Here is a 23,389-nt window from a genome sequence, read left to right as displayed (position 1 = left end):
GAGGCCGCCCGCAGGCGCCTCGTCCATCGAGAAAAGAGGTAAGGCAATGCAAGTCAACGACAGAACACGCATCGTGGTGACCGGCCTGGGAACGGTCAGTCCGCTGGGCTGTGGCACCGACGCCGTCTGGGCGCGGCTGCTGGCGGGGCGCTCGGGCCTCAGCCTGCTGCCGGCCGAAGTCAGCGACGGGGTGGGCAGTCTCATCGCCGGTCAGGTCCCGAGCCGCGCCGACGATCCGGAGGCGGGCTACGACCCCCTGGTGGCCATCGCCGCCAAGGACCTGAAGAAGATGGATCGTTTCATCGAGTTCGCTCTGGTGGCGGCCAAGGAAGCGCTCGATCAGGCCGGCTGGCAGCCGACCAGCGAGGCGCAACGGGAGCGAACGGCGACCATCATCGCCTCTGGCGTCGGCGGCTTCGGCGCCATCGCCGAGGCGGTGCGGACCACCGACGCCCGCGGTCCGCGAAGACTCTCGCCATTCACCGCGCCCTCGTTCCTGGCCAACATGGCGGCGGGCAACGTCTCCATCCAGCACGGCTTCCGCGGTCCGCTGGGCGCGCCGATCACCGCCTGCGCCGCCGGTGTCCAGGCCATCGGCGACGCCGCCCGGCTGATCCGCAGCGGCGAAGCCGATATCGCCCTCTGCGGCGGGGCCGAGGCGGCCATCAACCGCGTGAGCCTGGGTAGCTTCGCTGTCGCCCGGGCCCTGTCCACGGGATTCAACGAGCGTCCGCAGGAGGCCTCGCGCCCCTTCGACCGGGATCGCGACGGCTTCGTCATGGCCGAAGGCGCGGGGCTGCTGGTGATCGAGACCCTGGAGCATGCCCTGGCACGAGGCGCTACGCCGCTGGCCGAACTGGTGGGCTACGGTACCAGCGCCGATGCCTACCATCTCACCGCCGGCCCGGAAGACGGTAGCGGTGCCCGTCGCGCCATGGAGCAGGCGCTGCGCCAGGCCGGGATCGACGCGACCAAGGTCCAGCACATCAACGCACACGCTACCTCCACGCAGGTGGGCGACAAGGGCGAGCTGGCGGCCATCCGCGCGGTCTTTGGCGACGCGTCCCCAGTGGCCATCACCTCGACCAAGTCGAGCACTGGGCATCTGTTGGGTGCCGCGGGCGGTATCGAGGCCATCTTCACCGTGCTTGCGCTGCGCGACCAGATCGTGCCGCCGACCTTGAACCTGCAGCACCCCGATTCGGCTGCCGAAGGCCTGAATCTCGTCGCCCTGCAGGCTCGACCGCTGGCGATCGACTACGCCCTGTCCAATGGCTTCGGTTTCGGTGGGGTGAACGCCAGTGTGCTGTTCAGGCGTTGGCTGGGGGCCTGATAGTTGCTGAACATACAGGCCCGCGTGTCCCGGCAGCCCATGCTCGCGGCGGTGCACATGATTTTTGGACTCGCATAGCGGTAGGAGCGGCGTTCCCTGCGTCGTTTCAGATAACAATTGAGTCCACCAGGAAGAGAAGGCGCTCTTCCTGTTTTTCTTCAGGCGCTGTCCAGAACCCCTGCCTGGGCTGATGGCACCTGAGTAGTTCCCAGGTCAGACGAGCACGCATCGTCCGGGAATACCGGAAGACAGTCCATGGAAGCATACATGCAAGAATGTTTGTAAAAGGCCGGCTAGACGTTAAGCTGGCGAAACAGAGGCCATTGAAACGAGAGACCCATGCGCCGTACGAAGGAAGACGCTGAGCAAACCCGGCAGACCATTCTGGATGCAGCCGAGGCGCTGTTTCTCACCAATGGTGTCTCACGCACCAGCCTCGAAATGATCGCCAGAGAGTGCGGGCTCACTCGAGGAGCGGTGTATTGGCACTTCAGGGACAAGGGGCAGCTGGTCCATGAGATGCTCAATCGCATCCGCATTCCGCTTGACGAAGTCACCCAACAGCTGAGTGCGGATGGGGAAGGCGATTGCCTGATGAGGCTGTACGAACTGTGCGTCGAGTGCATGGAGAAATTCGTTCAGCCGGGACGGGAGCGTCGAGTCATGACCATCCTGATGCACCGTTGCGAATTCACGCTGGAACTGCAGGAAGTCGAACAGCGGGAAAATGCCTTGACCCGCGAATTCGTAGCGCTCGTCGAACGCCTTTTCGACGGCCAAGAGCAGCGTCTGCGGGCCGCGGTGACGCCGAGAAGTGCCAGCCTACAGCTGCATAGCCTGTTTTGCGGCACGCTGGCTGGCATCCTTCGTGACCAGGACATCTTCTCGCCGCTCATGGATGTACGGCTGATCTTCACCCTCTACTTCAGGTCGCTGGTAAAGGACTGGCCCTGACGGTGGGCGAGCGGCTCGCCGGAGGCGCAAGGGACCGGCAATGAAGCCTTGCTGCCGCCGGACGCGGGGCTGAGCTGCCCCGGGACTCGGTTTTCAGCCTTCCAGGGGCGTTCGCGCAGGGTGATCGCTCTTTTCCGACAGCGCCCCGTACCCTTTCGGGACGCCAGCGTTCAGGCTGGCGCGCGCCCAGTCGCTATTTGAAACGAGCGGTGTAATCCGCCAGGTTACCGGGCGTGATCAGCTCGTACGGCACCCAGACATCCGCCTGGACCGATTCCTTTCGGATCATCCTGAGCGCGGATTGCACCGCCTGCACGGCCTGGCCGCGGGGGTCCTGGAACACCGAGGCGGCCAGCAGTCCGCGCTTGATGGCCGCCTGACCGTCGGGCAGACCATCCACCCCCACCACCGGAACCTGACCCTTGCCCATTCCGGCCTGTTGCAGCGCCATGGCGGCGCCGATGGCCATCTCGTCGTTGTTGGCGACGATGGCGTCGAAATGGGTCCCGGCGGTCAGCCAGTTGCTGGTCAGGTCCATGCCCTTGCTGCGGTCCCAATCCGCGTTCTGCTGGGCGATCACCTTGATGTCGGGGTAAGCCCTGAGCGCTTCCTTGAGACCCTCGGAGCGACCGCGGGTGGCGTTCTGGGTCAGCTCGCCCATGATCAGGACGACGCTGCCCTTGCCGTTCAGCTGCTTGGCGATGAACTGCCCCTGCAACTGCCCGGCCTGCTGGTCGTCCGAGGCCACGGCGACCACGCCGGCGGGCAGCTTGGGATCGTCCGGACGCCGGTTGACGTACACCAGTGGGACCTTGGCCGTGGTCGCGGCGCGGGTAATGTTGACGGTGGCGGCGGTGTCCACCGGCAGCACGATCACGGCATCCACGTTCTGCGCCAGGAAGCTCTGCACCTGGTTCAGCTGGCGAACGACGTCGCCCTGGGCATCCTCAAATTGCAGGCTGATCTTTTCCGCCTTGCCCGCCTCCTCCAAATTGCGGCGGACATAGGTCATGAAGTTGTCGTCGACCTTGGCGATACTGACCCCGATACGGTAGTCGGCGAGGGCCAGGGGTGTCAGGGCGAGGGCGAAGGCGGCGCACAGCAGGTTGCGAAGCAGCATGTTCAGTTCCTCTTGTTGTTATGCGAGCGAAAACATCTATCGGGAATTACAGGGTGAAGGCCGTTCTGAAGCGCTCCAGCGCACGCTCGGTATCACCTTCGGCAGCCCAGCCTTCGAGGCCGACCACACCGCGATAGCCGAGCCTGGCGAGGGCCCGGGCAATGGCCGGGTAGTGGATCTCGCCGGTCCCCGGCTCAAAGCGCCCCGGGACATCGGCTACCTGGATTTCCCCGATAGCCGACCCGGCCCGACGGATCAGCTCGATCAGGTTCCCTTCGCCGATCTGGGCATGGTAGAGGTCCAGGTTGAGCCGCAGGTAGGGACTGGCGACCGCCTCGATCAGGGCCAGGGTGTCTTCGGCGCGGGCGAAGGGCACGCCGGGATGGTCCACGGCGGTATTGAGGTTCTCCAGCAGGAAGACCCGGCCAGCGGACTCGCCCAGGCGGGCGATCTCGGCGAGGGTGTCACGCGCCGCCAGCCAGTGATGGCCGCCCACCTCGACCAGTGGCCTGACCGGCAAGCCGCGCGGGTCCAGGCCGGTGCCATGCAGATTGAGCGAGGGGCACGCCAGGCGCTCGGCCACGGCCAGGGATTCCTGGGCACTGGCGAGCAGGGCGGCACGGCCTTCGGCGCTCACCAGGTCGCCTGAGACATAGCCGGTCATGGAGGTGAAGCGCGCGCCGGTGGCGGCCAGGGCGTCGATGTCGTGACGCGTCCAGTCCCAGATCTCCACGGCGAAGCCCAGGGCGTGCAGGCGGCGGACCCGCTCGACGAAGGGCAGGTCGAGAAAGACCATTTCGGCGCTGACGGCCAGGATGAAGGGCGATGAGGTCATGGGCTTCACTCCGCGACGGCGACCGGCTGGCCGGTCTGCACCGATTCGATGGCTGCCAGGGCGATCGCCAGCGCCGCCCGGGCATCGTTGCCGCCCACCGGCACCGGGGTGCCCTCGCGCACGGCATCGACGAAGGCGCGCAGCTCGGCCAGGTAGGCGTCGCGCAGCAACTCGGCGTCGGAGCGCTGGGTGGTCTGGCTGATGCCTTCGGCGCCGTAGCAGACCAGCTCGCTGGTCCGGGCGTCCCCGGCGGTCAGCATCCCCGCGCTGCCGAACACCTCGCCGCGCACGTCGTAGCCATACACCGCCTGGAAATTCGCCTCGGCGGTGGCGATGGCGCCGTTGTCGTAGCGGAGGGTCACCACGGCGGTGTCCAGCAAGCCGCGGTCACGGAAATCGGGGCGCACCAGGGCGTCGGCCACCGCGTAGACCTGCACGGCGCGGGCGCCCGGATTGAAGAAGTTGAGGGTGTCGAAGTCGTGGATCAGGGTTTCCAGGAAGATGGTCCAGGGTTTTACCGCCGCCGGATCGTGCAGCGCCGGATCGCGAGTGAGCGAGCGCAGCAGCTGAGGCGTGCCGATGCGTCCCTGGCTGATCAGCTCGTGGGCGGTCCGGAAACTGGTTGCAAAACGCCGATTAAAACCCACCTGCAGGGCGACCCCTGCTTCAGCGCAAGCGGCGATGGCCCGGTCGGCCTCTTCCAGGGTCACGGCCATGGGCTTTTCGCAGAACACCGGCTTGCCGGCCCGGGCGGCGGCCACCACCAGCTCGGCGTGACTGCGGGCCGGGGCGACGATGACCACGGCTTCCACGGCAGGATTGTCGATCAGCGCCTGGGGATCGGTATGGATATGCGCGACGTCCAGCGTCTCGCCGAGTCGCGCCGCGGCGCCGGGCGCCGGATCGGCCAGGGCGACCAGGCGAGCGCCATGCAGGTGCCGGGCGAGGGCGGTGGCATGGAAGGTACCCATGCGGCCGGTACCGATGAGGCCGAGGGACAGGGGGGTCTTCGTCTGGGGCATGAGGCATCCTCTTGTGATTGTTGTAGGCACCGGCGGTGAAGCCAGGAGAACAGGAGCAACCGCCATGCCAGCGCTGGAAGACCCCCATTCCTGCGGCTTTCCGGGCTTGCCAGGGCCTCGGTATGTCTATAAAAAAGACATGTCTAGCTGGACATGTCCAATCGTTGGACAAGGAGGGGGGATGGAGGAGCAACGCGCCTCGGACGAACTGGCTCAGGAACTGCTGTTCGTCACCGAGTTGCAGCGGGCGACGGTAGCCGAGCGCGTCCAGGGTGAGCTGAATGCCGCCTGGAGGGCGTGCCTGGCAGGCGCGGACGAACTGCCCGGGGTACGGCCGGTCATCCGAGCTTCCTGGCTGCGCAGTCGCGCCACGGGCATCGACGCGGGAGAATTCCACTACGAGTTCATCGATCCGCCGGACCTGGCTCGGCGCCTGGAACGTCTGCGGGAGCTTTTGGACATCGCCGCGCCGATCATGGCCGACCTGCTGAGCTACAACCCGGATGGACACCTCAATCTCGCCGATGCCGACGGCGTGACGCTCGCCGCCTGCGGGGTCGACCTCACGCCACTGGGCAGTCGCCTGCTGGAGGAGGTGCAGGGCACCAACTGCACGGGGCTGGCTCTGCGCGAGCGGCGACTGGTATTCGTCCTGGCCGGCGAGAACTTCAAGCGCGAGCTCCGGGAGCGGCGGATGCATTGCGCCTCCGCCCCGGTGCGTGATCCCCAGGGGCGACTGCTGGGCGCCCTGACGCTCACCGCGGCGGTGGGCAATTTTCACTGCCATACCCTGGGCACGGTGCAGGCAGCGGCGGAGGCCATTTCCCGCCAGCTAGCGCTCAAAGCGCTACTGGACGAACAGCAGCGGGTGCTGGAGGTGCTCAACGAAGGGGTCATCCTGCTCGACGAGGACCGCCGTATCCGCAGCCTGAACGGCTATGCCCGCCGTTTGTTGCAGCTCGACGATCCGCAGCGCGGTCGGCCGTTCGCCAGTTTGATCGCCCAGGAGACCGATCTCGACCTGTGGCTGGATCGCCGTTGGGAGCGTCAGGATCGTGACCTCACCCTGTTGCTGCCAGACGGCAGCGGCTTGCCGTGCCTGGCCTCCGCCGCGCCCATCGCCCAGGGGGGCTGGGTGCTGTCGCTACGGGAGAATCGCCGTATCCGCGAGATCACCCGCCAGCTGCTGGGTACTCGGGCGCGCTACAGTTTTACCGATATCCAGGGCCGTTCGCCGGCGCTGCAGAGCAGCTTGCGGGTCGCGCAGGCAGCCAGCCGCAGCGAGGCGACAGTGCTGGTGCTGGGGGAGAGCGGCGTGGGCAAGGAGCTGTTCGCCCAGGCGATCCACAACGCCAGCGTCCGCCGCCATGGCCCCTTTGTCGCAGTGAACTGTGGAGCCATCCCGCGTGATCTGGTGCAGAGCGAGTTGTTCGGACACGTCGAGGGTGCCTTCACCGGCGCTGCGCGCGGCGGCGCGGCCGGCAAGTTCGAACTGGCAGACGGTGGCACCCTGTTTCTCGACGAGATCGGCGACATGCCTCTCGAGGCTCAGGTCAGTCTGCTACGGGTGCTGCAGGAGGGCGAGGTGACGCGGGTCGGCGCCAAGAAGGCCCAGGCGATCGACGTTCGGGTGATCGCCGCCACCCACCGCGATCTCGCCCAGGCGGTGGCGAGCGGGAGCTTCCGCGAGGATCTCTTCTATCGCCTCAATGTGCTTTCCCTGCAGGTACCGCCGTTGCGTGAGCGCCGCGACGACATTCCCCTGCTGGTGGCGACGCTGCTCAAGGCCCTGAGCCGTCAGCTGGAGCGCCCGCCGCTGGCCATCGCGGACGAGGCGCTGACGCTGCTGATGACCCATGGCTGGCCTGGCAACGTACGAGAGCTGGAAAACGTCATCGAACGGGCGGTCAATCTGGCCCAGGGACCGCTCATCCAGCCGCTGGACCTGCCTCCTTCGCTGGTCACCAGTGCGCTAGCCACGGATACCGCAGGCGATCGGCTCACGCCACTTGAAGTGGGTCAGCGGGAGCTGATCCGTGCGACCCTGGCACAGACCCGTGGCAACCTTCGGCAAACCGCCGCCCAGCTCGGTATCTCCCGTGCCGGGCTCTACGTAAAGCTGCGCCGCTACGCCTTGAATCCGGCGGATTTCAGGGTGGGACGCTGAAGCCCAGCCGCGTCCGATCACCGCGTGCCAGGCCACGGCGGGCCCGTTTCGGCCTGCCGGTTGCCAGCACGCGTGGCAGCCTCAGGCCACCCGGAAGCGGCCGACCAGCGCCTGCTGCTGTTCGGCGAGCCGAGCCAGTTCGCGACTGGTGACGGCGGTCTGCTCGGCACCGGCGCTGACCTGGATCACCAGGTCGTTGATGTCGTTGACGTTGCGGCTGATCTCTTCGGCGACCTGGCTCTGCTGCTCGGCGGCCGAGGCGACCTGGATGTTGCGGTCGTTGATCAGGGTCACGCCCTCGGCGATCTCGCCCAGCAAATCGCCGGCGCGGACCACGCTGCTGGCACCGGTCTGTACCTGGCTGAGGGTCTCCTGCATGGCCTGGGTGGCGCGGTCGGAGCCGCTCTGCAGATGGCTGATCATCTGCTGGATGCTGCCGGTGGATTGCTGGGTCTTCTGCGCCAGGGAGCGCACCTCGTCGGCCACCACGGCGAAGCCACGGCCGGCTTCACCGGCGCGGGCGGCTTCGATGGCGGCGTTGAGGGCCAGCAGATTGGTCTGCTCGGCGATGCCGCGGATCACGTCCAGCACCGAGGAGATGGCGTCGCTCTCGTGCTTGAGTTCGGCGATGATCTCCGAGGTCCGCTCGGCCTGCACCGAGAGGCCCTGCACCAGGCCGATGGTAGCCTGGAGTTCGCGGCGGCCCTGGCTGGTGTTGCCCTCGACCTGACGCGAGCCTTCGGCGGCTTCGGTGGTGCTGCGGGCGACGTCCTTGACCGTCGCGCTCATCTCGGCGATGGCGGTGGCGACCTGGTCGGTGCCCAGGCGCTGCTGGGCGACGTTCTGGCTGGTCTGGATGGCGACGGCCGAGGCCTCTTCGGCGGCGGTGGCAACCTGCACGGTGGCCGCGCCGATCTCCTGGATCACCTGGCCAAGTTCCTGACTCATCAGGTTGAGGTTGCCGGTGATGGTGCCGAATTCATCGCGGCCCCGATAGCCACAGCGCGCGGTGAGATCACGGGTGGCGAGGCGGGTAAGGGTCGCGTTGACCTGCTCCACCGCCTGCTTGATGTTGCGAATGATCACCCAGGCCAGGGCCGAGACGGCCACCAGCACCAGCAGCACCAGGCCGAGGGTGATCCAGAGGTCGCGACTGGCCTTGGCGCGGGCCTGCTCGGCCTGGGCGCCGACGCTGGCGCCGAGGTCCGCCTCGACCTTGCCCATCAGATCGATGCGCTGGGTGGCCAGGTTGAACCAGTCCTCCGGCTTGACGCCCAGGGCATCGCCTAGGGGGACGGTAAAGGCCAGCTGTTGCAGGCGGCTGACTTCCTGGGCGCTGGGCTGCTTGAAGGTGTCGTCGAGCTGGCGGATGAAATCGGGCGTGGCCTTGCGCTCGAAGGCGTCGGCGTAGGCGGAGAATTCGCCCAGGTTGCGGGCGAAGCGCGACAGCAGACCGGCGTCGAAGCGATTCTGGTTGAAGGCCAGGCCCAGCAGCACGCGCTCGCGGCCGGCGCGCTCCTTCATCTCGACGAACAGGTTGAGGGCGCCCAGGGCGCGCAGGATGGTCGGATCGTCGACACCGGCTTCCAGGGAATGGGTGTAGCCGATCAGCGTCTTGATCAGGTCGGTATAGGCCGCACCGGACTGGGTGCTGTTGAGCGCCAGGCCGTCGACCTTGGTGCGCAGATCGGCCAGCCCGTCCAGGGCACGCAGCAGGCTCTGGATAGCGGCATCGCTACCGCTGGCCAGGGCCTTGAGCTCGCCATGGGCCTGGTCGCTGTCCTGGCGGAAGGTCTTGAGCTTGTCCTGCATCGACTTGCCGCCGCTGCCCAGGAAGACGCCGCTGGCGCCCCGCTCACGCTGCAGGCTGGTGACCACGGCGCTGATACGCTGCGCCGTGGCGCTGGCGGTCACGGTGTGCTCCATGTCCTTGAAGGTTTCGTAGCGGTCGGCGGTGTAGAGTCCGGAGATCACCAGGAATCCAGCCAGCGGCAGGAGCAGGATCAGCAGCAGCTTGGTACTTAAGGGGGCATTCCTGAGCATCGTGGCATTCTCTGAGGCGTTCAGCGGGTACGCCGGCGGCAAGGGGGGCTGGCGCGGGCAGGATCGATTCCGGTTATGTCGGCACCCGCAGATGAACCTTTATAGTCAGGCTATTAATTGGCGTGAGGGGAGCGGTACGCTGGGTGAGGAAGACGGCGCCCGGGAAGGCCGGGCGCTATCGTCAGACGCCAATCAGCCCAGTTGCGCCCGGAAGAGCAGGGCATAGCCGAGCACCAGCAGCGGCCAGCCCAGCACGGGGCCGAATACCAAGCGCCAGAGCCACAGGCGCGGCACGAAGCCGACCCCATGGACCAGCCCGGCCGAGACGCCGAGCATGACCGCCATGAGCAGCGGATGGCTGTAGTGGCCGCTGGCGTCGAGCATCAGCCCCGGGTGGATCAGCAGCAGCAGTGCCAGGGGCGCCGCCAGCAGCAGGGACAGCGTCCGCCCGAGCGCATGGACGCGGGGCAGGGCCTCAGCATTCGGCATCGTCATGGACATCGAGCTCCCGGGTGCTTTCCAGCCAGAGGGCGTTGATGATGCCGAAGCTCGCGGCGAGCAGGACACCGAGGATCCAGGTGAAGTACCACATGAGTGAGTCTCCTTGAGATCAGTGTTCAGTAGAGGCCGTGCGGGTTGGCGTCGATGAAGCGGTCGTCGACCTTGCCCCACATGCGCACGTAGCTCCACAGGGTGTAGGCCAGGATGAGCGGTACGAAAATGGCCGCGGCGACGAACATGATGCCCAGCGTCTTGTGGCTGGAGACGGCGTCCCAGACCGTCAGGCTGGAGGCCGGGTCCAGGCTCGACGGCAGCACGAAGGGAAACAGCGCGCAGCCGGCGGTGGCGAGGGTGCCGACGATGGCCAGGGACGTGCCGGTAAAGGCCAGGCCGGCCTGGCGCCAGCTGCTGCCCAGCAGGGCCAGGACGCTGCCGAGCACGGCCACGACCGGGGCGATCAGGGTCAGCGGCCGGGTATGGTAGTTGGCCAGCCAGCCCGGATTGCCGGCGGTCACCACCTTGTGCAGCGGATTCAGGGCACTGCCCGGATCGCCCTGGCTGACCAGCACGTAGCCGTCGAAGCCATAGGCCAGCCAGACGCCGGCCAGACCGAAGGTGACGAGATGGAGCAGGGCGCACAGGCCAGTGGCGCGACGGGCGCGCTCGCCCAGCGCCTGGTGGGTGCGCAGCATCAGCCAACTGCCGCCATGGGCACAGAGCATGGCCAGGCTGACCAGGCCGCTGAGCAGGGCGAAGGGGTTGAGCAGGGCGAAGAAGCTGCCGCTATAGGTGGATCTCAGGGTGTCGTCGAGCTGGAAGGGCACACCCTGGAAGAGGTTGCCGAAGGCGACGCCGAACACCAGCGCCGGGACCAGGCTGCCGGTGAACAGGCCCCAGTCCCAGGCGCTGCGCCAGCGGGTGTTGTCCAGCTTGCTGCGGTAGTCGAAGCCCACCGGGCGCAGGAACAGCGCGAAGAGCACCAGCAGCAGCGCCCAGTAGAGGCCGGAGAAGGCCGTGGCATAGACCATCGGCCAGGCGGCGAAGAGGGCGCCACCGGCGGTGATGAACCAGACCTGGTTGCCGTCCCAGTGCGGCGCGATGCTGTTGATGGCGGCGCGGCGCTCCTTGTCGGTCTTGCCGATCAGGGGCATCAGGATCATGGCGCCCATGTCGAAACCGTCGGTGAGGGCGAAGCCGATCAGCAGCACGCCGATCAGCACCCACCAGATGAGCTTGAGGACTTCATAGTCGAACATGGCGGTCTCCTCAGACGTTGGCCGGAGCGGCGGGCCTGGCCACGGCGGCCTGGCGCAGGACGTCGCCTACCCGGGCAGCGCGTTCGTGGTAGTAGCGGCCACTGTGCAGGCTGCTCGGGCCGAGGCGGGCGAAGCGGATCATCAGGTACATCTCCACGATCAGCAGCAGGGTGTAGAAGGTCACCAGGGCGCCGATGGAGCCGAGCAGATCGCCCGTGGCCAGGGTCGAGGCCGACAGGTGGGTAGGCAGCACCTCGCTGATGGTCCAGGGCTGGCGGCCATGCTCGGCGACCCACCAGCCGGTCTGGGTGGCGATCCAGGGCAGCGGCAGGCTGAACAGGGCCCACTTCAGCAGCCAGGGCTTCTTCAGCTCGTTGCGGCGGGTCGAGGCCCAGAAGGCGCAGATGAACAGCGCCAACATCAGCACGCCACTGGCGACCATGAGGCGGAAGGTCCAGAACAGGCTGGCGACGCCGGGAATGGTGTCCCGCGCGGCCTGCCGGACCTGCTCGGGGGTGGCCGTGGCGGGATCGTTGACGTATTTCTTCAACAGCAGGCCATAGCCCAGGTCGTGCTTGCGCGCGTCGAAGGCCGTGCGGGTGGCGGCGGAGTCGTCGCCGGCGCGCAGTCGCTCCAGCAGGGCATAGGCCTGGGCGCCATTGCGGACGCGGGCCTCGTATTGGCTGACCAGATCCCTGATGCCGGTGACCTGTTCGGTGGTGGAGCGGGTGGCGATCAGGCCCATCAGATAGGGGATCTTCACCGCGTAGTCGGTGCGCATCTCCTGTTGATTGGGGATGCCGAACAGGGTGAAGGAGGCCGGGGCTTCCTCGGTGTTCCACTCGGCTTCGATGGCGGCCAGCTTGACCTTCTGCACCTCGCCCACGCGATAGCCGGATTCGTCGCCCAGCACGATCACCGAGATGACCGCGGCAGTACCGAAGGCGGCGGCCACGGCGAAGGAGCGCCGGGCGAAGCCGATGTCGCGACCCTTGAGCAGGTAGTAGCTGGAGATCGCCAGCACGAAGATGGCGCCGGTGACGTAGCCCGAGGCCACGGTGTGGACGAACTTCACCTGGGCCACGGGGTTGAGCAGCAGGGCGCCGAAGTCGACCAGCTCCATGCGCATGGTCACGTAGTTGAATTCCGCGCCGACCGGATTCTGCATCCAGCCGTTGGCCACCAGGATCCACAGGGCGGACAGATTCGAGCCCAGGGCCACCAGCCAGGTGACCAGCAGGTGCTGCCCCCTGGACAGGCGCTCCCAACCAAAGAAGAACAGCCCGATCAGGGTGGATTCCAGAAAGAAGGCCATCAGGCCCTCGATGGCCAGGGGCGCGCCGAAGATGTCGCCGACATAGTGGGAGTAGTAGGCCCAGTTGGTGCCGAACTGGAACTCCATGGTCAGGCCGGTGGTGACGCCCAGGGCGAAGTTGATACCGAACAGCTTGCCCCAGAACTGGGTCATGTCCTTGTAGATCTGTTTGCCGGTCATCACATAGACCGACTCCATGATCCCCAGGATCACCACCAGCCCCAGGGTCAGGGGCACGAAGATGAAGTGATACAGCGCGGTCATGCCGAATTGCAGGCGTGACAGGTCCACGACGGATTCCGAGATCATCCCGGCAATCTCCTCAAGCTAAGGGAAAGGGTGCTAGTCCAGCAGGTGGGCGCTGACCGCCTGGGTGGCGTCGGGCGGGACCGTGGGGGCGTTGAACCAGAGGCTCTTGATCACCATCAGCAGCGCCAGCTTGATCAGCAGGATGACCAGGAGTTCTTTGACCAGGCGTCCGTTCATGGCGACCTCGTGAGCCGTGGCGCCGCTCCAGGACGGAGTGGCGGCTGCCTGCAGGATGCGCCTGCTGGCCCTGGGCAAAACTGATCCAGATCAATTGGCCAGTGGCCATCGCCTGGGGCAGGTTGTCGCAGCCGTTCAGGTCGGGTTCAGAGGGGTTAAGACAGCGTTAAGACGCCTGGGCGCAAGGTGGAACCGTGACTGACGCCGGACCGCTTGCCGCGGCGACGCCAGCCCCCGTGTTCAAGACAGGAGGACCTACCATGAACGTCTTCAACAAGATGGCCGCACTCGCCCTGCTCAGCACCGCCAGCTACACCGCCATGGCCGCCGAGATCAACGAAAGACGCGCCCAGGCCGCGCTGCAGCCCAAGCCGGCGCAAGCCGCAGTCGTCGCGGTTCAGCAGCAGGCACCGGCGCGCTGGGATCAGGTGCTCGATCCCCAGGCCTATGGCCAGGCCGCGGTGCGCTATCAGGCGCGGGCGGTCGATCCGGCGCTGTTGCGGGGCGTCAGCTTCGGCTAGGCCCGGGCCGTCCAGCCTGGGCGGATCTGTGGGCCTGGTCTGCATGCTATGTTGAACCCCTCGAGACGTGTGGAGGGGAGGACTAAGATGCAGGCCGTCACAGCCGGAGAAGCAGCACTCAAGCCGCTGCGCTGGGAGGCGCATGCCTGCCTGCCACTGGTGCCGGGGCAGGACATGTCCGGCTTGAGTCGCTATCGCGCGGCCGGCTTCCATCACGTGTCGATCAACGTCGGCATGGACATGACGCGTTTCGCGACGGTGCTGCGCACCCTCGCCGGCTTTCGCGCCTGGCTCGCCCGGCACGCCGCGCACTTCTGCCTCGTCGGCACGGTGGCCGACCTGCAGCGTGCGCGCGAGCAGGGCAAGCTGGCGGTTTCCTTCGATCTCGAAGGCTCGACCATGCTGCTCGACGATCCGGCGATGGTCGGGCTGTATGCCTCTCTCGGGGTACGCCAGATGCTGCTCGCCTACAACCGCGACAACGCCTGCGCCGGGGGTTGCCATGGCGCGGGCGGCGGTCTGACGACGCTGGGTCGCGCGGTTGTGGCGGCCGGCAATGCGGCGGGCATCACCCTCGACTGCGCCCACGCGAGCGAGCGCGCCAGCCTGGAGATCATGGCGGTCTCGACGCGGCCGGTGGTGTTTTCCCACACCAACATCAGGGCGCTGCATGACCATCCCCGGACGATCAATGATCGGCAGATCCGCGCCTGTGCCGACCAGGATGGGGTGATCGGCCTGACCGGGCTAGGCATCTTTCTGGGTGATCCCGCGGCCTCGGTGGCCAGCTATGTCCGCCAGATCGACTACCTGGCGGAGCGGGTCGGGACCCGGCATATCGGCATCGGACTGGATACCGAGCTGTGCCTGGCCGACCATGACCTTCCCGCCGGCGTCGACGCTGAAGACTGGTGGCCCGCACGCCACTATGGACAGCCGCACGGTCATGCCCAGCTGCAACCCGAGGCGTTACCTGAACTGGTCCGCCAGCTGGCGGGTCGGGGCTACAGCGCCGCTGACATCGACGCCATCCTGGGCGGGAATTTCCTGCGCATCGCGAGCCAGACCTGGCCGTCGGCGGCTACCTGAGTCCAGGCGCAAGGCGCTTTCCCTGGCCTAGACGTACTGCGCCGCCGCGTAACCCGAGGCCCAGGCCCACTGGAAGTTGAAACCGCCCAGATGGCCGGTGACGTCCAGCACCTCGCCGATGAAGTACAGGCCGGGCGACTTGAGCGACTCCAGGGTCTTGGACGAGACCTCGCGAGTGTCCACGCCGCCCAGGGTGACCTCGGCGGTCCGGTAGCCCTCGGTGCCCGCCGGGACCAGTTGCCAGTCGTGCAGGCGCGCGGCGATGGCCTTGAGTTCGTCGGGGGTGTACTGCTTCAAGGGCTTGGACTGGAACCAGCTGTCGGCGAGCAGGGTGGCCATCTTCTTGGTGAACAATTCGCCCAGCAGCGTCTTGAGTTCGCTGTTGGGGCGCGCCTGGCGCTGCTCGGCGAGCCACAGGGCCAGGTCGAGGTGCGGTAGCAGGTCGATGCTGAGGCTGTCGCCCGGTTGCCAGTAGGAGGAGATCTGCAGGATCGCCGGACCGCTGAGGCCGCGGTGGGTGAACAGCAGATTCTCGACGAAGCTCTGGCCGTTGCAGCTGATCCGGCAGTCTTCCACCGCCGTGCCGGACAGGGCGCCGCAGAACTCCTTGAGTTGCGGATCGGTGATGGTGAAGGGCACCAGGCCGGCGCGGGTCGGCAGCAGCTGATGGCCGAACTGGCGGGCGACCTGATAGCCGAAGCCGGTGGCACCCAGGGTCGGGATCGACAGGCCGCCGGTGGCGATCACCAGGGATTCGCCGCGCACCGGGCCCAGGCTGGTCTGCAGCTGATAGCCGCCTGCCTCGAGGCGGGCGATCTCCTGCACCGAGGTATCCAGGCGGATGTCGACGCCGCCTCGCTCGCACTCGTCCAGCAGCAGGGCGAGGATGTCGCTGGCCTTGTTGTCGCAGAACAGCTGGCCGAGCTTCTTCTCGTGATAGGGCACGCCGTGCTTGGCCACCAGGGCGATGAAGTCCCACTGGGTGTAGCGTGCCAGGGCCGACTTGCAGAAATGTGCGTTCTGCGAGAGGAAGTTGGCGGGCTCGCAATAGAGGTTGGTGAAGTTGCAGCGGCCGCCGCCGGACATGAGGATCTTCTTGCCGGCCTTGTTGGCGTGGTCGAGGACCAGGACCCGGCGCCCACGCGCGGCGGCGCTCAGGGCGCACATCAAACCGGCCGCGCCGGCACCGATGATGATGACCTGGGTCTCGAACACTGTGACTCCTTACCGATAGAAAGAGGGCCACTGGCCCGCGGCGGCGCATGTTACCCGATCCTCAGGGCGGGGTGGGGGGCCGCTGTCGGCGCGCTCCGGTACGCCGTCGCGCCCGGTCCTTCCCGGACGTAGCGGTCTGTCAGCGGTGCGCTAGGTGGTCAGGTGCGACTCGCACTCGGCGAGGATCTCCTGCAGCCGGCGGGACAAGGCGTCCGCCGAGTAGGGCTTGTGGATCAGCTCGAAGCCCTGGGCGCCATTGGTTGCCAGTACGTGGCTGTAGCCCGAGGTCAGCAGGATCGGCAGGCTGCGATAGAGGCGCCTGATCTCGATGGCCAGTTCCAGCCCGCTCATGCCGGGCATGACGACATCCGAGAAGACCACGTCGAACCGGCCAGGCTGGTCGGCGAGCAGGGCGAGGGCGCACTCGGCATTGGCGGCCAGCACCGCGTGGTAGCCGAGGTCGCTCAGCAGGTCGACGGCGAAGCTGCCGACCTCGAGATTGTCCTCGACCACCAGGACGGTGACCCCGCCGCCATCGGCGGTTGCCCCGGCATCATCCAGGGGCGGTGGCTGTCCGTTTGCCGGCGCGATCGGCAGGTAAAGGTGGAAGGTCGTGCCGCGACCGACCTCGCTGGTGACCCGCACCTCGCCACCGGACTGCTTGATGAAGCCGAACACCTGGCTCAGGCCGAGACCGGTGCCCTGGCCGACTCTCTTGGTGGTGAAGAAGGGCTCGAAGATCTGTTCCAGGTGCTCCCTGACGATGCCGCTGCCGTTATCCGTCAGGGCGACGGCCACGGCCGGGAGGGCCAGGGCCGGCTGGGTGGCAGTGGCCGGAATGCGGGCGACGGTGCTGACGCTGATGGTCAGGCGCCCCGCATCGCTCATGGCGTCCCGGGCGTTCACCGCGATGTTTACCAGGGCGGTATCGAACTGGCTGGGGTCGGCATAGACCAGGCAGGGGTCGTCGCTGACCTCGAGTGCGATACCGACCTGCGAGCCGAGCAGGGTTTCCAGCATGTCGCTCATGGCCAGGACATTGTCCCGCGCGGAAAACACCTCCGGAGCCAGCGTCTGGCGGCGGGCGAAGGCCAGCAGTTGCCCGGTCAATCTGGCGGCGCGATCCACGGTGGTGGAGATCGCCTCCAGATAGCGTTCGCGGCGGGCGTCGCTGAGGTTGGGGCGCTTGAGCAGGTCGCAGGAGGTGCGGGCGACGGTGAGCAGGTTGTTGAAGTCGTGGGCCACGCCGCCGGTGAGCTGGCCGATGGCTTCCATCTTCTGCGCCTGGCGCAGGGCGTCCTCGGCGGGCCGCGAGATCCAGCGTCTGCTGGCGTTGCTGGGTCACGTCGCGCACGGTGGCGTAGATCAGTTCGCCATTGCGCGTGGCATTCCAGGAAAACCAGCGGTAGGAACCGTCGCGGTGGCGATAGCGATTTTCGAAGCTGACCAGCGCGATGCCCTGCTTGATATCCCGGAACGCCTGGCGCGTGGCGACGAGATCGTCATCGTGGACAAAGGCCAGGAACGGCTGGGCCTTGAGTTCCGAGAGCGACCAGCCCAGGGTCGACTCCCAGGCCGGGTTGAGGTTGACGAAGAAGCCCTCGAGGTCGGCCACGCACAGCGGATCGGTGGAGCGGTTCCAGATCTGATCGCGCTCGGCGGTGCGCTCCGAGATGCGTTGCTCCAGCTCGTCGTTGAGCGCCGCGATGGCCTCGGCCCGGGCCTGCTGGGCCCGCTGGGCGAGGATGCGACTGCTGATGTCGCGGGAGATGCAGACGATCTTCACCTCGCCGGTACCGGCCACCTCGAAGGGTGAACAGGACACCTCCCACCAGCGCGGCTCGCCGCGGGCCGTGGGACAGAAGCCTTCGACCCGGGTGGTCTGGCCGGTAGCGGCACGCGCGACGGCGTGGCGGATCTTGGCGACTTCCTCGTCGGGCCAGAGGGCGGCGTACTCGCGGCCCATCACCTGATCGCCGGATTGCAGCTGGTTGAGCTCCAGGCCCTGGGCGTTCATGAATTCGATATGGCCCCTGGCGGAGAGGACCTTGACGCAATCCAGGCTGGCCTGGAGCAGGCTGCGGGAAAAGCCCTCGCTGTGCAGGACGTTGCGGGCGGCGACGAAACGGCGCTGGGCACCGATCTCCAACGCGATCATGCCGGCGAAGAGTTCGAAGGCGGACAGGATCTCGGGGCTGCTGGGTTTGGCCGGCTGCGGATCGATGGCGCAGAGGGTGCCGAAGAAACTGCCATCGTCCAGCACGATGGGGACCGAGATATAGCTGCGCAGGCCGTAGCGCCGCGGCGTGTGATGGTCGCGATAGCAGTCGTCCTGCGCCACGTCGTCGATCACCACGGGCTGGCGATGATCGCGGATCTCGTCGCAGATGGTCGACTTGAGCTCCAGCTCGCCACCGGGCTCGAGGCCGAAGCCGATCAGGTCGAGGGTGCTGCAGGCGATCCAGCGATCATCGGTCACCCGGGCGACGGCCGCGAAGCCCATGCCGGTCATCCGGCAGACCACATCCAGGATCTTGGGCACCGCCGCGATCTCGGCGATGAGATCGATGTCCTGGGTCAGGGCATACGAAGGGACTGGAGTCGAGGTGAGGATGCTCATCGGGTCGCTCGTACGGTGCCCTGCCCGGGCAACGGGGAAGATGGCGAGCGACAGTCTGAAGCCTCCAGCACGGATGCCAGAGGGATTCGTCACAGGCCGTGCGCGGCCAGTATAGCGAGCATCCAAGCGAAGCGGGTGACGGGATGCCCGCCAGTTTGCGATGGGCATCTCCGTCTCTCACCTGAGGTCGCGGCGGGCATTGCCGTGCGGCCCGGGCTTCAGCGACTGCCCGCCAGCGGCGGCCGCCGTCCCGCCCAGGGTTGCGCGCGCTCCAGCTGGGCGGCCAGCGCCAGCAGGGTGCCTTCCTCGCCAAAGCGCGCGGCGAAGTGGCTGCCCAGCGGCAGGCCATTGGCGGTCCACCAGAGCGGCACCGACATGGCGGGCTGGCCACTGGCGTTGAACAGGGCGGTGAACGGCGAATAGCTGTGGAAGGCGGCGATGGCCTCGGCCAGCGAGCGTTCCGGGCGGTCGCCATCCAGCTCGCCCAGGCGCGGCGGTTCGCGGGTCAGGGTGGGGGTGAGGATGACGTCATGGTCGGTGAGAAAGCGTGCCAGGGTCCGGCCCAGGGCATGCAGGCCTTCCACCGCAGCCGCGTAGCGATGGGCGGGAATGTCGCCCCGTTCGCGCAGGATCACCCGGGTACGGGCGTCCAGCTCCTCGTCGCTGACCGGGGCACCGCGCATCGCACCGAGCACCTGCAGGTAGTGACGGGTGCTGGGGCCGATGATGTCGAACACCTGGTCGAGGAAGCCTGGCAGGTCCACCGGCAGGGTCGCCGGCTCGACGTGGTGGCCAAGGCTTTCGCACAGTCTGGCGGTGTGGCGCACCGCGGCCAGGGCCTCAGGTCCGCTCGGCCAGGGTGCCAGGTGCTCGACCAGGGCGATGCGCAGCGGGCGGGGATCGCGCTCCAGCAGGCTGGCGAAGGGTACGTCGTGGGCCGGTGCGGCATAGGGCGCGCCCAGGTCGGCGCCAGCGGTGGCATCCAGCAGCAGGGCATTGTCGCGCACCGACAGGCTCATGGCGTGGGGCGTGCCCATGCCGGCCCAGCCTTCGCCGACCATGGGGCCGGACGGCATCCGTCCGCGGCTGGGCTTGAGGCCGAAGATGCCGCAGCAGGACGCCGGCACCCGCAGCGAGCCGCCGCCATCGTTGCCATGGGCGAAGGGCACCACTCGCGCGGCGACCAGGGCCGCCGCGCCGCCACTGGAGCCACCGGCGCTATGGGCCGGATTCCAGGGGTTGGCGGTGGCGCCGAACCGGCGCGACTCGGTGCTGTAGGAGGTGCCGAATTCCGGCGAGGTGGTGGTGCCGATGAACAGGCAGCCGGCCTGGCGCAGGCGGCTGACCAGTTCACAGTCGAAATCCGGGCGCGCTTCGCCCAGGGCCAGGGAGCCATTGGTCATGCGGGCGCCGGCCAGGGGGGTGAAGAGGTCCTTGACCAGGGTCGGGACCCCGGCGAAGGGGGCCTTGACATCGAGCGGCGCCCGGGCCGCGGCGCGGGCCTGGTCATAGAGCCGCTCGCTCACGGCATTGAGGCTCGGCTCAACGGTATCCAGGCGCTCGATGACCGCTTCGAGCACTTCGCTCGCCGTGATCTCGCGCTGCCGCAGCAGCGTCGCCAGGCCGTGGCCGTCCTGGGTGTCCAGCAGGGATTGCAGGCTGTGCATGGAAAGATCCTCGATCAGAATTCAGGAAGAGCGCGACGGAGCAGGCAGGGCGGCCTTGCGCCACAGCAGGCCGACGGCCGCCCAGACGAGCGCGGCGATCAGGGCGGCGCTGGCGAGGGCACGGATGGCCAGGTGCAGATCGCCGGTGAAGGGCAGGAGCACCGCCACCACCAGGGGACTGGCGAACTGACCCAGGTAGAGGCAGCCGGTGTAGCCGCCCATGCCGCGGCCCCGGGCCCGGGCACTCAGGGCCCCCATCACCGGTGCCATGGTGTTGGGCACCAGCATGCCGACGCCCAGGCCATGGACGGTCACCGCCACCAGCACGGCTTCATAGCTGCGCGCGTTCACCAGCAGCCAGAGGCCGCTGCCCATGCACGCCAGCAGCACGGCGTTGCAGCCGGCCAGGCCCCACCCGCGGCGCAACAGCGGCCAGAGCAGCGGGCCGCCCAGGGTGGCCAGCAGGCCCAGCCCCGCCGAGGCGCCGATCAGGGTGCTGGAGGTGATGCCCAGCTGCACCAGCAGCAGCGGACTCTGGATGGGCACCACCACGCTGAGCACCATGCCGGCGAAGACCAGCAGGTAGTTGACCAGCAGCGGCAGGGGCGCACTGCGCTCGGGGCCGTCCTCGGTGCGACTCGGGACGCTGGCGCGGCTGGGCTCCCACAGCAGGCGCAGCATGAAGGGCACCAGCAGCAGGGGCAGCAGATAGAGATAGAAGGGCGTGCGCCAGGAATGCTCGCCCAGGGCGCCGCCAACCACAAAGAACAGCGAGCCCACCAGGCTGATGGCGATGACCTGGCCATTGACGTAGGCCAGCCGCCGGCTGCCCTGCCAGTAGTCGGCGATCAGGGTCACGCAGCAGGTCATCACCGCCGCCTCGGCCAAACCGAAGACCAAGCGGGTGAGGGTGATGGCCGGCAACGATTGCAGCAGCGCCGGCAGCATGCCGAGCAGGGCATAGCAGAAGGTGGCGATGATCAGCAGCCGCTTGCGCCCCAGGCGGTCGGCCAGCCAGCCGGCCAGGGGCGCGAAGAGGGCGATGGCCAGGGCCGGCCCGGTCATCGCCAGGGGGATCAGCAGGTCGGCGCGGGGTTCGATGGGACCGAATTCGGCGCCCAGCTTGGGGATGATCGGCGCGACCATCACCGAACCCATGATGGTCAGGCTGCTGCCGAGCAGGAGTACGGCGCCCTGGCGCCGGCCGGGGGTAGGGCGGGAGGAGGCGGTGGCGGTCATGGACGGATCCTCAGAAGCTGTGGGAGAGCCGTACGGCGAAGGCGTAGCCCTCGGCGCGGTTGCGGGCGTCGACTTCCTTGTAGAGGTGCACCCAGACCGGTGGCAGGCCGGGCTGGAAGAAGCTCAGCGCCGGTCCCAGCGCCAGCACCCGGGCGCGATTGCCGCGGGTGAGGCCGGGGGCGTCGTCGTCGGTGAGCTGGCGGTAGTAGTAGCCGCCCAGACCCGCGGTCCAGGGGCCGAAGTGCTGCCCCACGGCGAATTCGTGGCGGTATTCCGTGCCGCTGCGGTAGTCGGTGGCGTGGTTACGGCTGTTGAAGTCGGTCTGGAAGCTGGACGACACCTCGAAGCCCGAATCGCTGATGTAGCTCAGGTTGAGCATCGGTGAGACGGTCCAGTGGTGGGTGCCCGGATTCACCAGTCGCCGCTTGTCGTAGTCCCCGGTAGGCGCCTGCACCTGGAACCAGAAGTTCACGCCCAGGTTGTGCGAGGGCTCCCATTGCAGGATCAGCGGAATGACTTGGATGTCGGCCTGGCGGAACAGGGTGGCGCTGTCGGCAAACACCGGCACGCCGTTGGCCTTGACGGTGAGGTCCGCGTCCATCCTGAAGAAGGGCTGGACCCCGCCAAAGCCATAGCGAGCGCCCAGGACGCGGGTATCGGTCATCTTCAGGTAAGCCAGGCCCAGGGAGAGGACGTCGATGGAAAAGGCATTGCCGTTGTCGCGACCGTGGCTATCGCGGATGGAGGTGGCGCGATAGAAGTTGCTGCGCAGGCCCAGGGTGCCGTGGGGCGTGGGCGGCGGGGTGAAGCCGGCGCCGAAGTCGTAGACGCCGAAGGCGGTGGTGGGCGAGCCGCTTTCGGTGGCGTGGGTCGCGGCGGTCAGCCCCAGGGCGGCGAGGCCGACGACGAGGGCGTGGAGCGGACGGGTAACGTTCATGGAGTTCCCTCTTCTTATTGGCCACTCGAGCCTGAGGGAAAGCCGTTATCCGCCGTTAGCCAGATTCAGCACTTCTGCGTGGCGGTCTTGAGGGTGGTGGAGGGCAACTGGCCGAACAGCCTCTGGTAGTCGCGAGCGAAGCGGCTGAGGTGGCAGAAGCCCCACTGGGCGGCGACGTCCTGCACCGATTCGCCCGCTCCCCGGCGCAGGGCGCGATGGGCCGCATTGAGACGCAGGGTGCGCAGGTAGGCCACCGGGTTGAGGCCCAGCGTCTCCTGGAAGCAGTACTGCAGCTTGCGGCGGCTGGCACCGACGCGATTGCACAGCTCCAGGATGCTGGGCGGCCGGTCTGGATGGGCCAGGGCGTATTCCCGTGCCCGCCGCACCATGCGCAGCCGCGCGCTGGGCGCCAGCTCCTGGGGTTCGCTGGTGTCGAGCAGATCGAGCAGGTGCAGCAGCACGGTGTCGCGCAGGGCGGCGCGGGCACGCGGATGGGCCAGCCAGGTCTGGATCTCCGCTTCCGGGGCGAAGAGTTCATGAGCCAGGGCGGCCAGCTCCCCATGGGCACAGCCGGTAGGGAGGCGATAGCAGCCGGACAGATCGCGCGCGTCGAGAGCGCTGTGCTGGCAGGCCAGCAGGCGCGCCATCTCGGCTTCCGGCAGATTGATGCAGATCAGATCGAGATTGGCCGGGGTCCGCAGCTCCGGCAGATTGTCGCCACGCGCCACCAGTAGCTGGGCCTCGTGCAGGGTATGGCCGCCGCAGTGCAGGGCGCCGGCGTCACGCATGGGCAGGCTGAAGGTCAGGGTGTTCCCCTGGGCCTCGCCGCTCTTGAGCATGGCCTGGTTGGAGCGATCCCGCAGCAGGCTGAGGTCGTCCAGCCAGAGGTCGCTGAGCTCGCCCTGAAAACGACCCGACGACAGCTGATCGTATTGCATGTGCCAGCCCTCGACGCAGAGCGCATGCTCGTCGATGTCACCGGTATACCGATGCCGTACGCGCGGCGGTAACGCGAGGGAGCCGTCTTGGTGCATTTGGGAAACCTTTTGGGTCGCAAAGGGCCGTTGCC

Annotated in this window: 20 protein-coding genes and 2 pseudogenes; 5 read left to right on the top strand and 17 right to left on the bottom strand. The window is 67.6% G+C overall.

The genetic code is table 11. The features are described 5' to 3' along the window. Nucleotides 1–46: 46 nt before the first annotated feature. Together fabF and QE393_RS10730 are read left to right on the top strand one after the other, a co-directional pair. Complete coding sequence (fabF, locus tag QE393_RS10735) at nucleotides 47–1,333, top strand: beta-ketoacyl-ACP synthase II (protein WP_310043410.1); 1,287 nt, start codon at nucleotides 47–49, stop codon at nucleotides 1,331–1,333. Between the two features lie 339 nt (nucleotides 1,334–1,672). Next, nucleotides 1,673–2,287, top strand: a complete 615-nt coding sequence (locus QE393_RS10730; protein WP_310043408.1) for a TetR family transcriptional regulator — start codon at nucleotides 1,673–1,675, stop codon at nucleotides 2,285–2,287. Nucleotides 2,288–2,480: 193 nt separating this feature from the next. Here the strand turns inward: QE393_RS10730 and QE393_RS10725 are convergent, their stop codons facing one another. The 3 genes from QE393_RS10725 to QE393_RS10715 are packed head-to-tail and all read right to left on the bottom strand — an operon-like array spanning nucleotide 2,481 to nucleotide 5,264. Continuing rightward, nucleotides 2,481–3,407, bottom strand: coding sequence for a sugar ABC transporter substrate-binding protein (locus QE393_RS10725; protein WP_273806074.1), 927 nt, complete (start codon nucleotides 3,405–3,407; stop codon nucleotides 2,481–2,483). 46 nt (nucleotides 3,408–3,453) lie between these two features. Next, nucleotides 3,454–4,242, bottom strand: coding sequence for a TIM barrel protein (locus QE393_RS10720; RefSeq protein WP_310043407.1), 789 nt, complete (start codon nucleotides 4,240–4,242; stop codon nucleotides 3,454–3,456). 5 nt (nucleotides 4,243–4,247) lie between these two features. Continuing rightward, entirely contained in the window at nucleotides 4,248–5,264 is a 1,017-nt protein-coding gene (locus QE393_RS10715) for a Gfo/Idh/MocA family oxidoreductase (protein ID WP_310043405.1), read from the bottom strand. Nucleotides 5,265–5,445: 181 nt separating this feature from the next. On the opposite strand from QE393_RS10715, the gene QE393_RS10710 reads away from it, so the two are divergent. Beyond that, complete coding sequence (locus QE393_RS10710) at nucleotides 5,446–7,431, top strand: sigma 54-interacting transcriptional regulator (RefSeq protein WP_310043403.1); 1,986 nt, start codon at nucleotides 5,446–5,448, stop codon at nucleotides 7,429–7,431. Between the two features lie 81 nt (nucleotides 7,432–7,512). Here QE393_RS10710 and QE393_RS10705 read toward each other — a convergent pair whose 3' ends face one another. The 6 genes from QE393_RS10705 to cydP form a co-directional block, all read right to left on the bottom strand. Continuing rightward, the gene (locus tag QE393_RS10705; RefSeq protein WP_310043402.1) at nucleotides 7,513–9,474 is read right to left on the bottom strand and encodes a methyl-accepting chemotaxis protein; all 1,962 of its coding nucleotides are present in this window, start codon (nucleotides 9,472–9,474) and stop codon (nucleotides 7,513–7,515) included. A 192-nt stretch (nucleotides 9,475–9,666) separates the two neighbouring features. Beyond that, on the bottom strand, nucleotides 9,667–9,963 hold the full coding sequence (locus tag QE393_RS10700; RefSeq protein WP_310045627.1) for a cyd operon YbgE family protein: 297 nt from the start codon (nucleotides 9,961–9,963) through the stop codon (nucleotides 9,667–9,669). After that, nucleotides 9,950–10,066 (bottom strand): cytochrome bd-I oxidase subunit CydX, encoded by a 117-nt coding sequence (gene cydX, locus QE393_RS10695; protein ID WP_007158843.1) that lies wholly within the window; start codon nucleotides 10,064–10,066, stop codon nucleotides 9,950–9,952. The genes QE393_RS10700 and cydX overlap by 14 nt, the downstream gene beginning before the upstream one ends. Before the next feature lie 25 nt (nucleotides 10,067–10,091). After that, on the bottom strand, nucleotides 10,092–11,231 hold the full coding sequence (gene cydB, locus QE393_RS10690) for a cytochrome d ubiquinol oxidase subunit II (protein WP_273806078.1): 1,140 nt from the start codon (nucleotides 11,229–11,231) through the stop codon (nucleotides 10,092–10,094). 10 nt (nucleotides 11,232–11,241) lie between these two features. Further along, a complete protein-coding gene (locus tag QE393_RS10685) occupies nucleotides 11,242–12,855 on the bottom strand; it encodes a cytochrome ubiquinol oxidase subunit I (protein ID WP_310043401.1) in 1,614 nt (537 codons plus the stop codon). Between the two features lie 33 nt (nucleotides 12,856–12,888). Next, nucleotides 12,889–13,032 (bottom strand): cytochrome oxidase putative small subunit CydP, encoded by a 144-nt coding sequence (gene cydP / locus QE393_RS10680; RefSeq protein ID WP_310043400.1) that lies wholly within the window; start codon nucleotides 13,030–13,032, stop codon nucleotides 12,889–12,891. 260 nt (nucleotides 13,033–13,292) lie between these two features. Between cydP and QE393_RS10675 the strand changes: the two genes are divergently transcribed. Both QE393_RS10675 and QE393_RS10670 read left to right on the top strand, forming a co-directional pair. Next, entirely contained in the window at nucleotides 13,293–13,553 is a 261-nt protein-coding gene (locus QE393_RS10675) for a hypothetical protein (RefSeq protein WP_310043399.1), read from the top strand. Between the two features lie 87 nt (nucleotides 13,554–13,640). Further along, complete coding sequence (locus QE393_RS10670; RefSeq protein WP_273806081.1) at nucleotides 13,641–14,642, top strand: dipeptidase; 1,002 nt, start codon at nucleotides 13,641–13,643, stop codon at nucleotides 14,640–14,642. 27 nt (nucleotides 14,643–14,669) lie between these two features. Here the strand turns inward: QE393_RS10670 and QE393_RS10665 are convergent, their stop codons facing one another. From QE393_RS10665 to QE393_RS10630, 8 genes and pseudogenes are all read right to left on the bottom strand, one after another. Continuing rightward, on the bottom strand, nucleotides 14,670–15,857 hold the full coding sequence (locus QE393_RS10665) for an NAD(P)/FAD-dependent oxidoreductase (protein WP_273806082.1): 1,188 nt from the start codon (nucleotides 15,855–15,857) through the stop codon (nucleotides 14,670–14,672). Between the two features lie 150 nt (nucleotides 15,858–16,007). Then, entirely contained in the window at nucleotides 16,008–16,745 is a 738-nt protein-coding gene (locus QE393_RS10660) for an ATP-binding protein (protein ID WP_310045626.1), read from the bottom strand. Nucleotides 16,746–16,991: 246 nt separating this feature from the next. Next, nucleotides 16,992–17,132, bottom strand: a pseudogene (locus QE393_RS10655) (histidine kinase dimerization/phospho-acceptor domain-containing protein); the annotation flags it as partial. Nucleotides 17,133–17,241: 109 nt separating this feature from the next. Further along, nucleotides 17,242–18,360 (bottom strand): annotated as a pseudogene (locus QE393_RS10650) (PAS domain S-box protein); the annotation flags it as partial. A gap of 335 nt (nucleotides 18,361–18,695) precedes the next feature. After that, nucleotides 18,696–20,144: an amidase gene (locus QE393_RS10645; protein ID WP_310043396.1), complete on the bottom strand. Its 1,449-nt coding sequence runs from the start codon at nucleotides 20,142–20,144 to the stop codon at nucleotides 18,696–18,698. Nucleotides 20,145–20,165: 21 nt separating this feature from the next. Beyond that, nucleotides 20,166–21,383: an MFS transporter gene (locus QE393_RS10640; protein ID WP_310043370.1), complete on the bottom strand. Its 1,218-nt coding sequence runs from the start codon at nucleotides 21,381–21,383 to the stop codon at nucleotides 20,166–20,168. A gap of 10 nt (nucleotides 21,384–21,393) precedes the next feature. Then, nucleotides 21,394–22,320 carry a transporter gene (locus QE393_RS10635; RefSeq protein WP_273806085.1) on the bottom strand — a complete coding sequence of 309 codons (927 nt, stop codon included), beginning with the start codon at nucleotides 22,318–22,320 and terminating at the stop codon, nucleotides 21,394–21,396. A 65-nt stretch (nucleotides 22,321–22,385) separates the two neighbouring features. Then, entirely contained in the window at nucleotides 22,386–23,354 is a 969-nt protein-coding gene (locus tag QE393_RS10630; RefSeq protein WP_273806086.1) for a helix-turn-helix domain-containing protein, read from the bottom strand. Nucleotides 23,355–23,389: the final 35 nt, after the last annotated feature.

Origin of the sequence: Pseudomonas sp. SORGH_AS_0211, assembly GCF_031453455.1 — a bacterium.
Taxonomy (GTDB): Bacteria; Pseudomonadota; Gammaproteobacteria; order Pseudomonadales; family Pseudomonadaceae; genus Chryseomonas; species Chryseomonas aestiva.
Note: the sequence above shows the minus strand (reverse complement) of the source record. Positions and strands in the feature narration are given on the sequence as shown.

Coding starts and splice junctions, on each gene's coding strand:
- fabF (WP_310043410.1), top strand. CDS start 47: ATGCAAGTCAACGACAGAACACGCATCGTGGTGACCGGCCTGGGAACG.
- QE393_RS10730 (WP_310043408.1), top strand. CDS start 1,673: ATGCGCCGTACGAAGGAAGACGCTGAGCAAACCCGGCAGACCATTCTG.
- QE393_RS10725 (WP_273806074.1), bottom strand. CDS start 3,407: ATGCTGCTTCGCAACCTGCTGTGCGCCGCCTTCGCCCTCGCCCTGACA.
- QE393_RS10720 (WP_310043407.1), bottom strand. CDS start 4,242: ATGACCTCATCGCCCTTCATCCTGGCCGTCAGCGCCGAAATGGTCTTT.
- QE393_RS10715 (WP_310043405.1), bottom strand. CDS start 5,264: ATGCCCCAGACGAAGACCCCCCTGTCCCTCGGCCTCATCGGTACCGGC.
- QE393_RS10710 (WP_310043403.1), top strand. CDS start 5,446: ATGGAGGAGCAACGCGCCTCGGACGAACTGGCTCAGGAACTGCTGTTC.
- QE393_RS10705 (WP_310043402.1), bottom strand. CDS start 9,474: ATGCTCAGGAATGCCCCCTTAAGTACCAAGCTGCTGCTGATCCTGCTC.
- QE393_RS10700 (WP_310045627.1), bottom strand. CDS start 9,963: ATGCCGAATGCTGAGGCCCTGCCCCGCGTCCATGCGCTCGGGCGGACG.
- cydX (WP_007158843.1), bottom strand. CDS start 10,066: ATGTGGTACTTCACCTGGATCCTCGGTGTCCTGCTCGCCGCGAGCTTC.
- cydB (WP_273806078.1), bottom strand. CDS start 11,231: ATGTTCGACTATGAAGTCCTCAAGCTCATCTGGTGGGTGCTGATCGGC.
- QE393_RS10685 (WP_310043401.1), bottom strand. CDS start 12,855: ATGATCTCGGAATCCGTCGTGGACCTGTCACGCCTGCAATTCGGCATG.
- cydP (WP_310043400.1), bottom strand. CDS start 13,032: ATGAACGGACGCCTGGTCAAAGAACTCCTGGTCATCCTGCTGATCAAG.
- QE393_RS10675 (WP_310043399.1), top strand. CDS start 13,293: ATGAACGTCTTCAACAAGATGGCCGCACTCGCCCTGCTCAGCACCGCC.
- QE393_RS10670 (WP_273806081.1), top strand. CDS start 13,641: ATGCAGGCCGTCACAGCCGGAGAAGCAGCACTCAAGCCGCTGCGCTGG.
- QE393_RS10660 (WP_310045626.1), bottom strand. CDS start 16,745: ATGAGCGATGCGGGGCGCCTGACCATCAGCGTCAGCACCGTCGCCCGC.
- QE393_RS10645 (WP_310043396.1), bottom strand. CDS start 20,144: ATGCACAGCCTGCAATCCCTGCTGGACACCCAGGACGGCCACGGCCTG.
- QE393_RS10640 (WP_310043370.1), bottom strand. CDS start 21,383: ATGACCGCCACCGCCTCCTCCCGCCCTACCCCCGGCCGGCGCCAGGGC.
- QE393_RS10635 (WP_273806085.1), bottom strand. CDS start 22,320: ATGAACGTTACCCGTCCGCTCCACGCCCTCGTCGTCGGCCTCGCCGCC.
- QE393_RS10630 (WP_273806086.1), bottom strand. CDS start 23,354: ATGCACCAAGACGGCTCCCTCGCGTTACCGCCGCGCGTACGGCATCGG.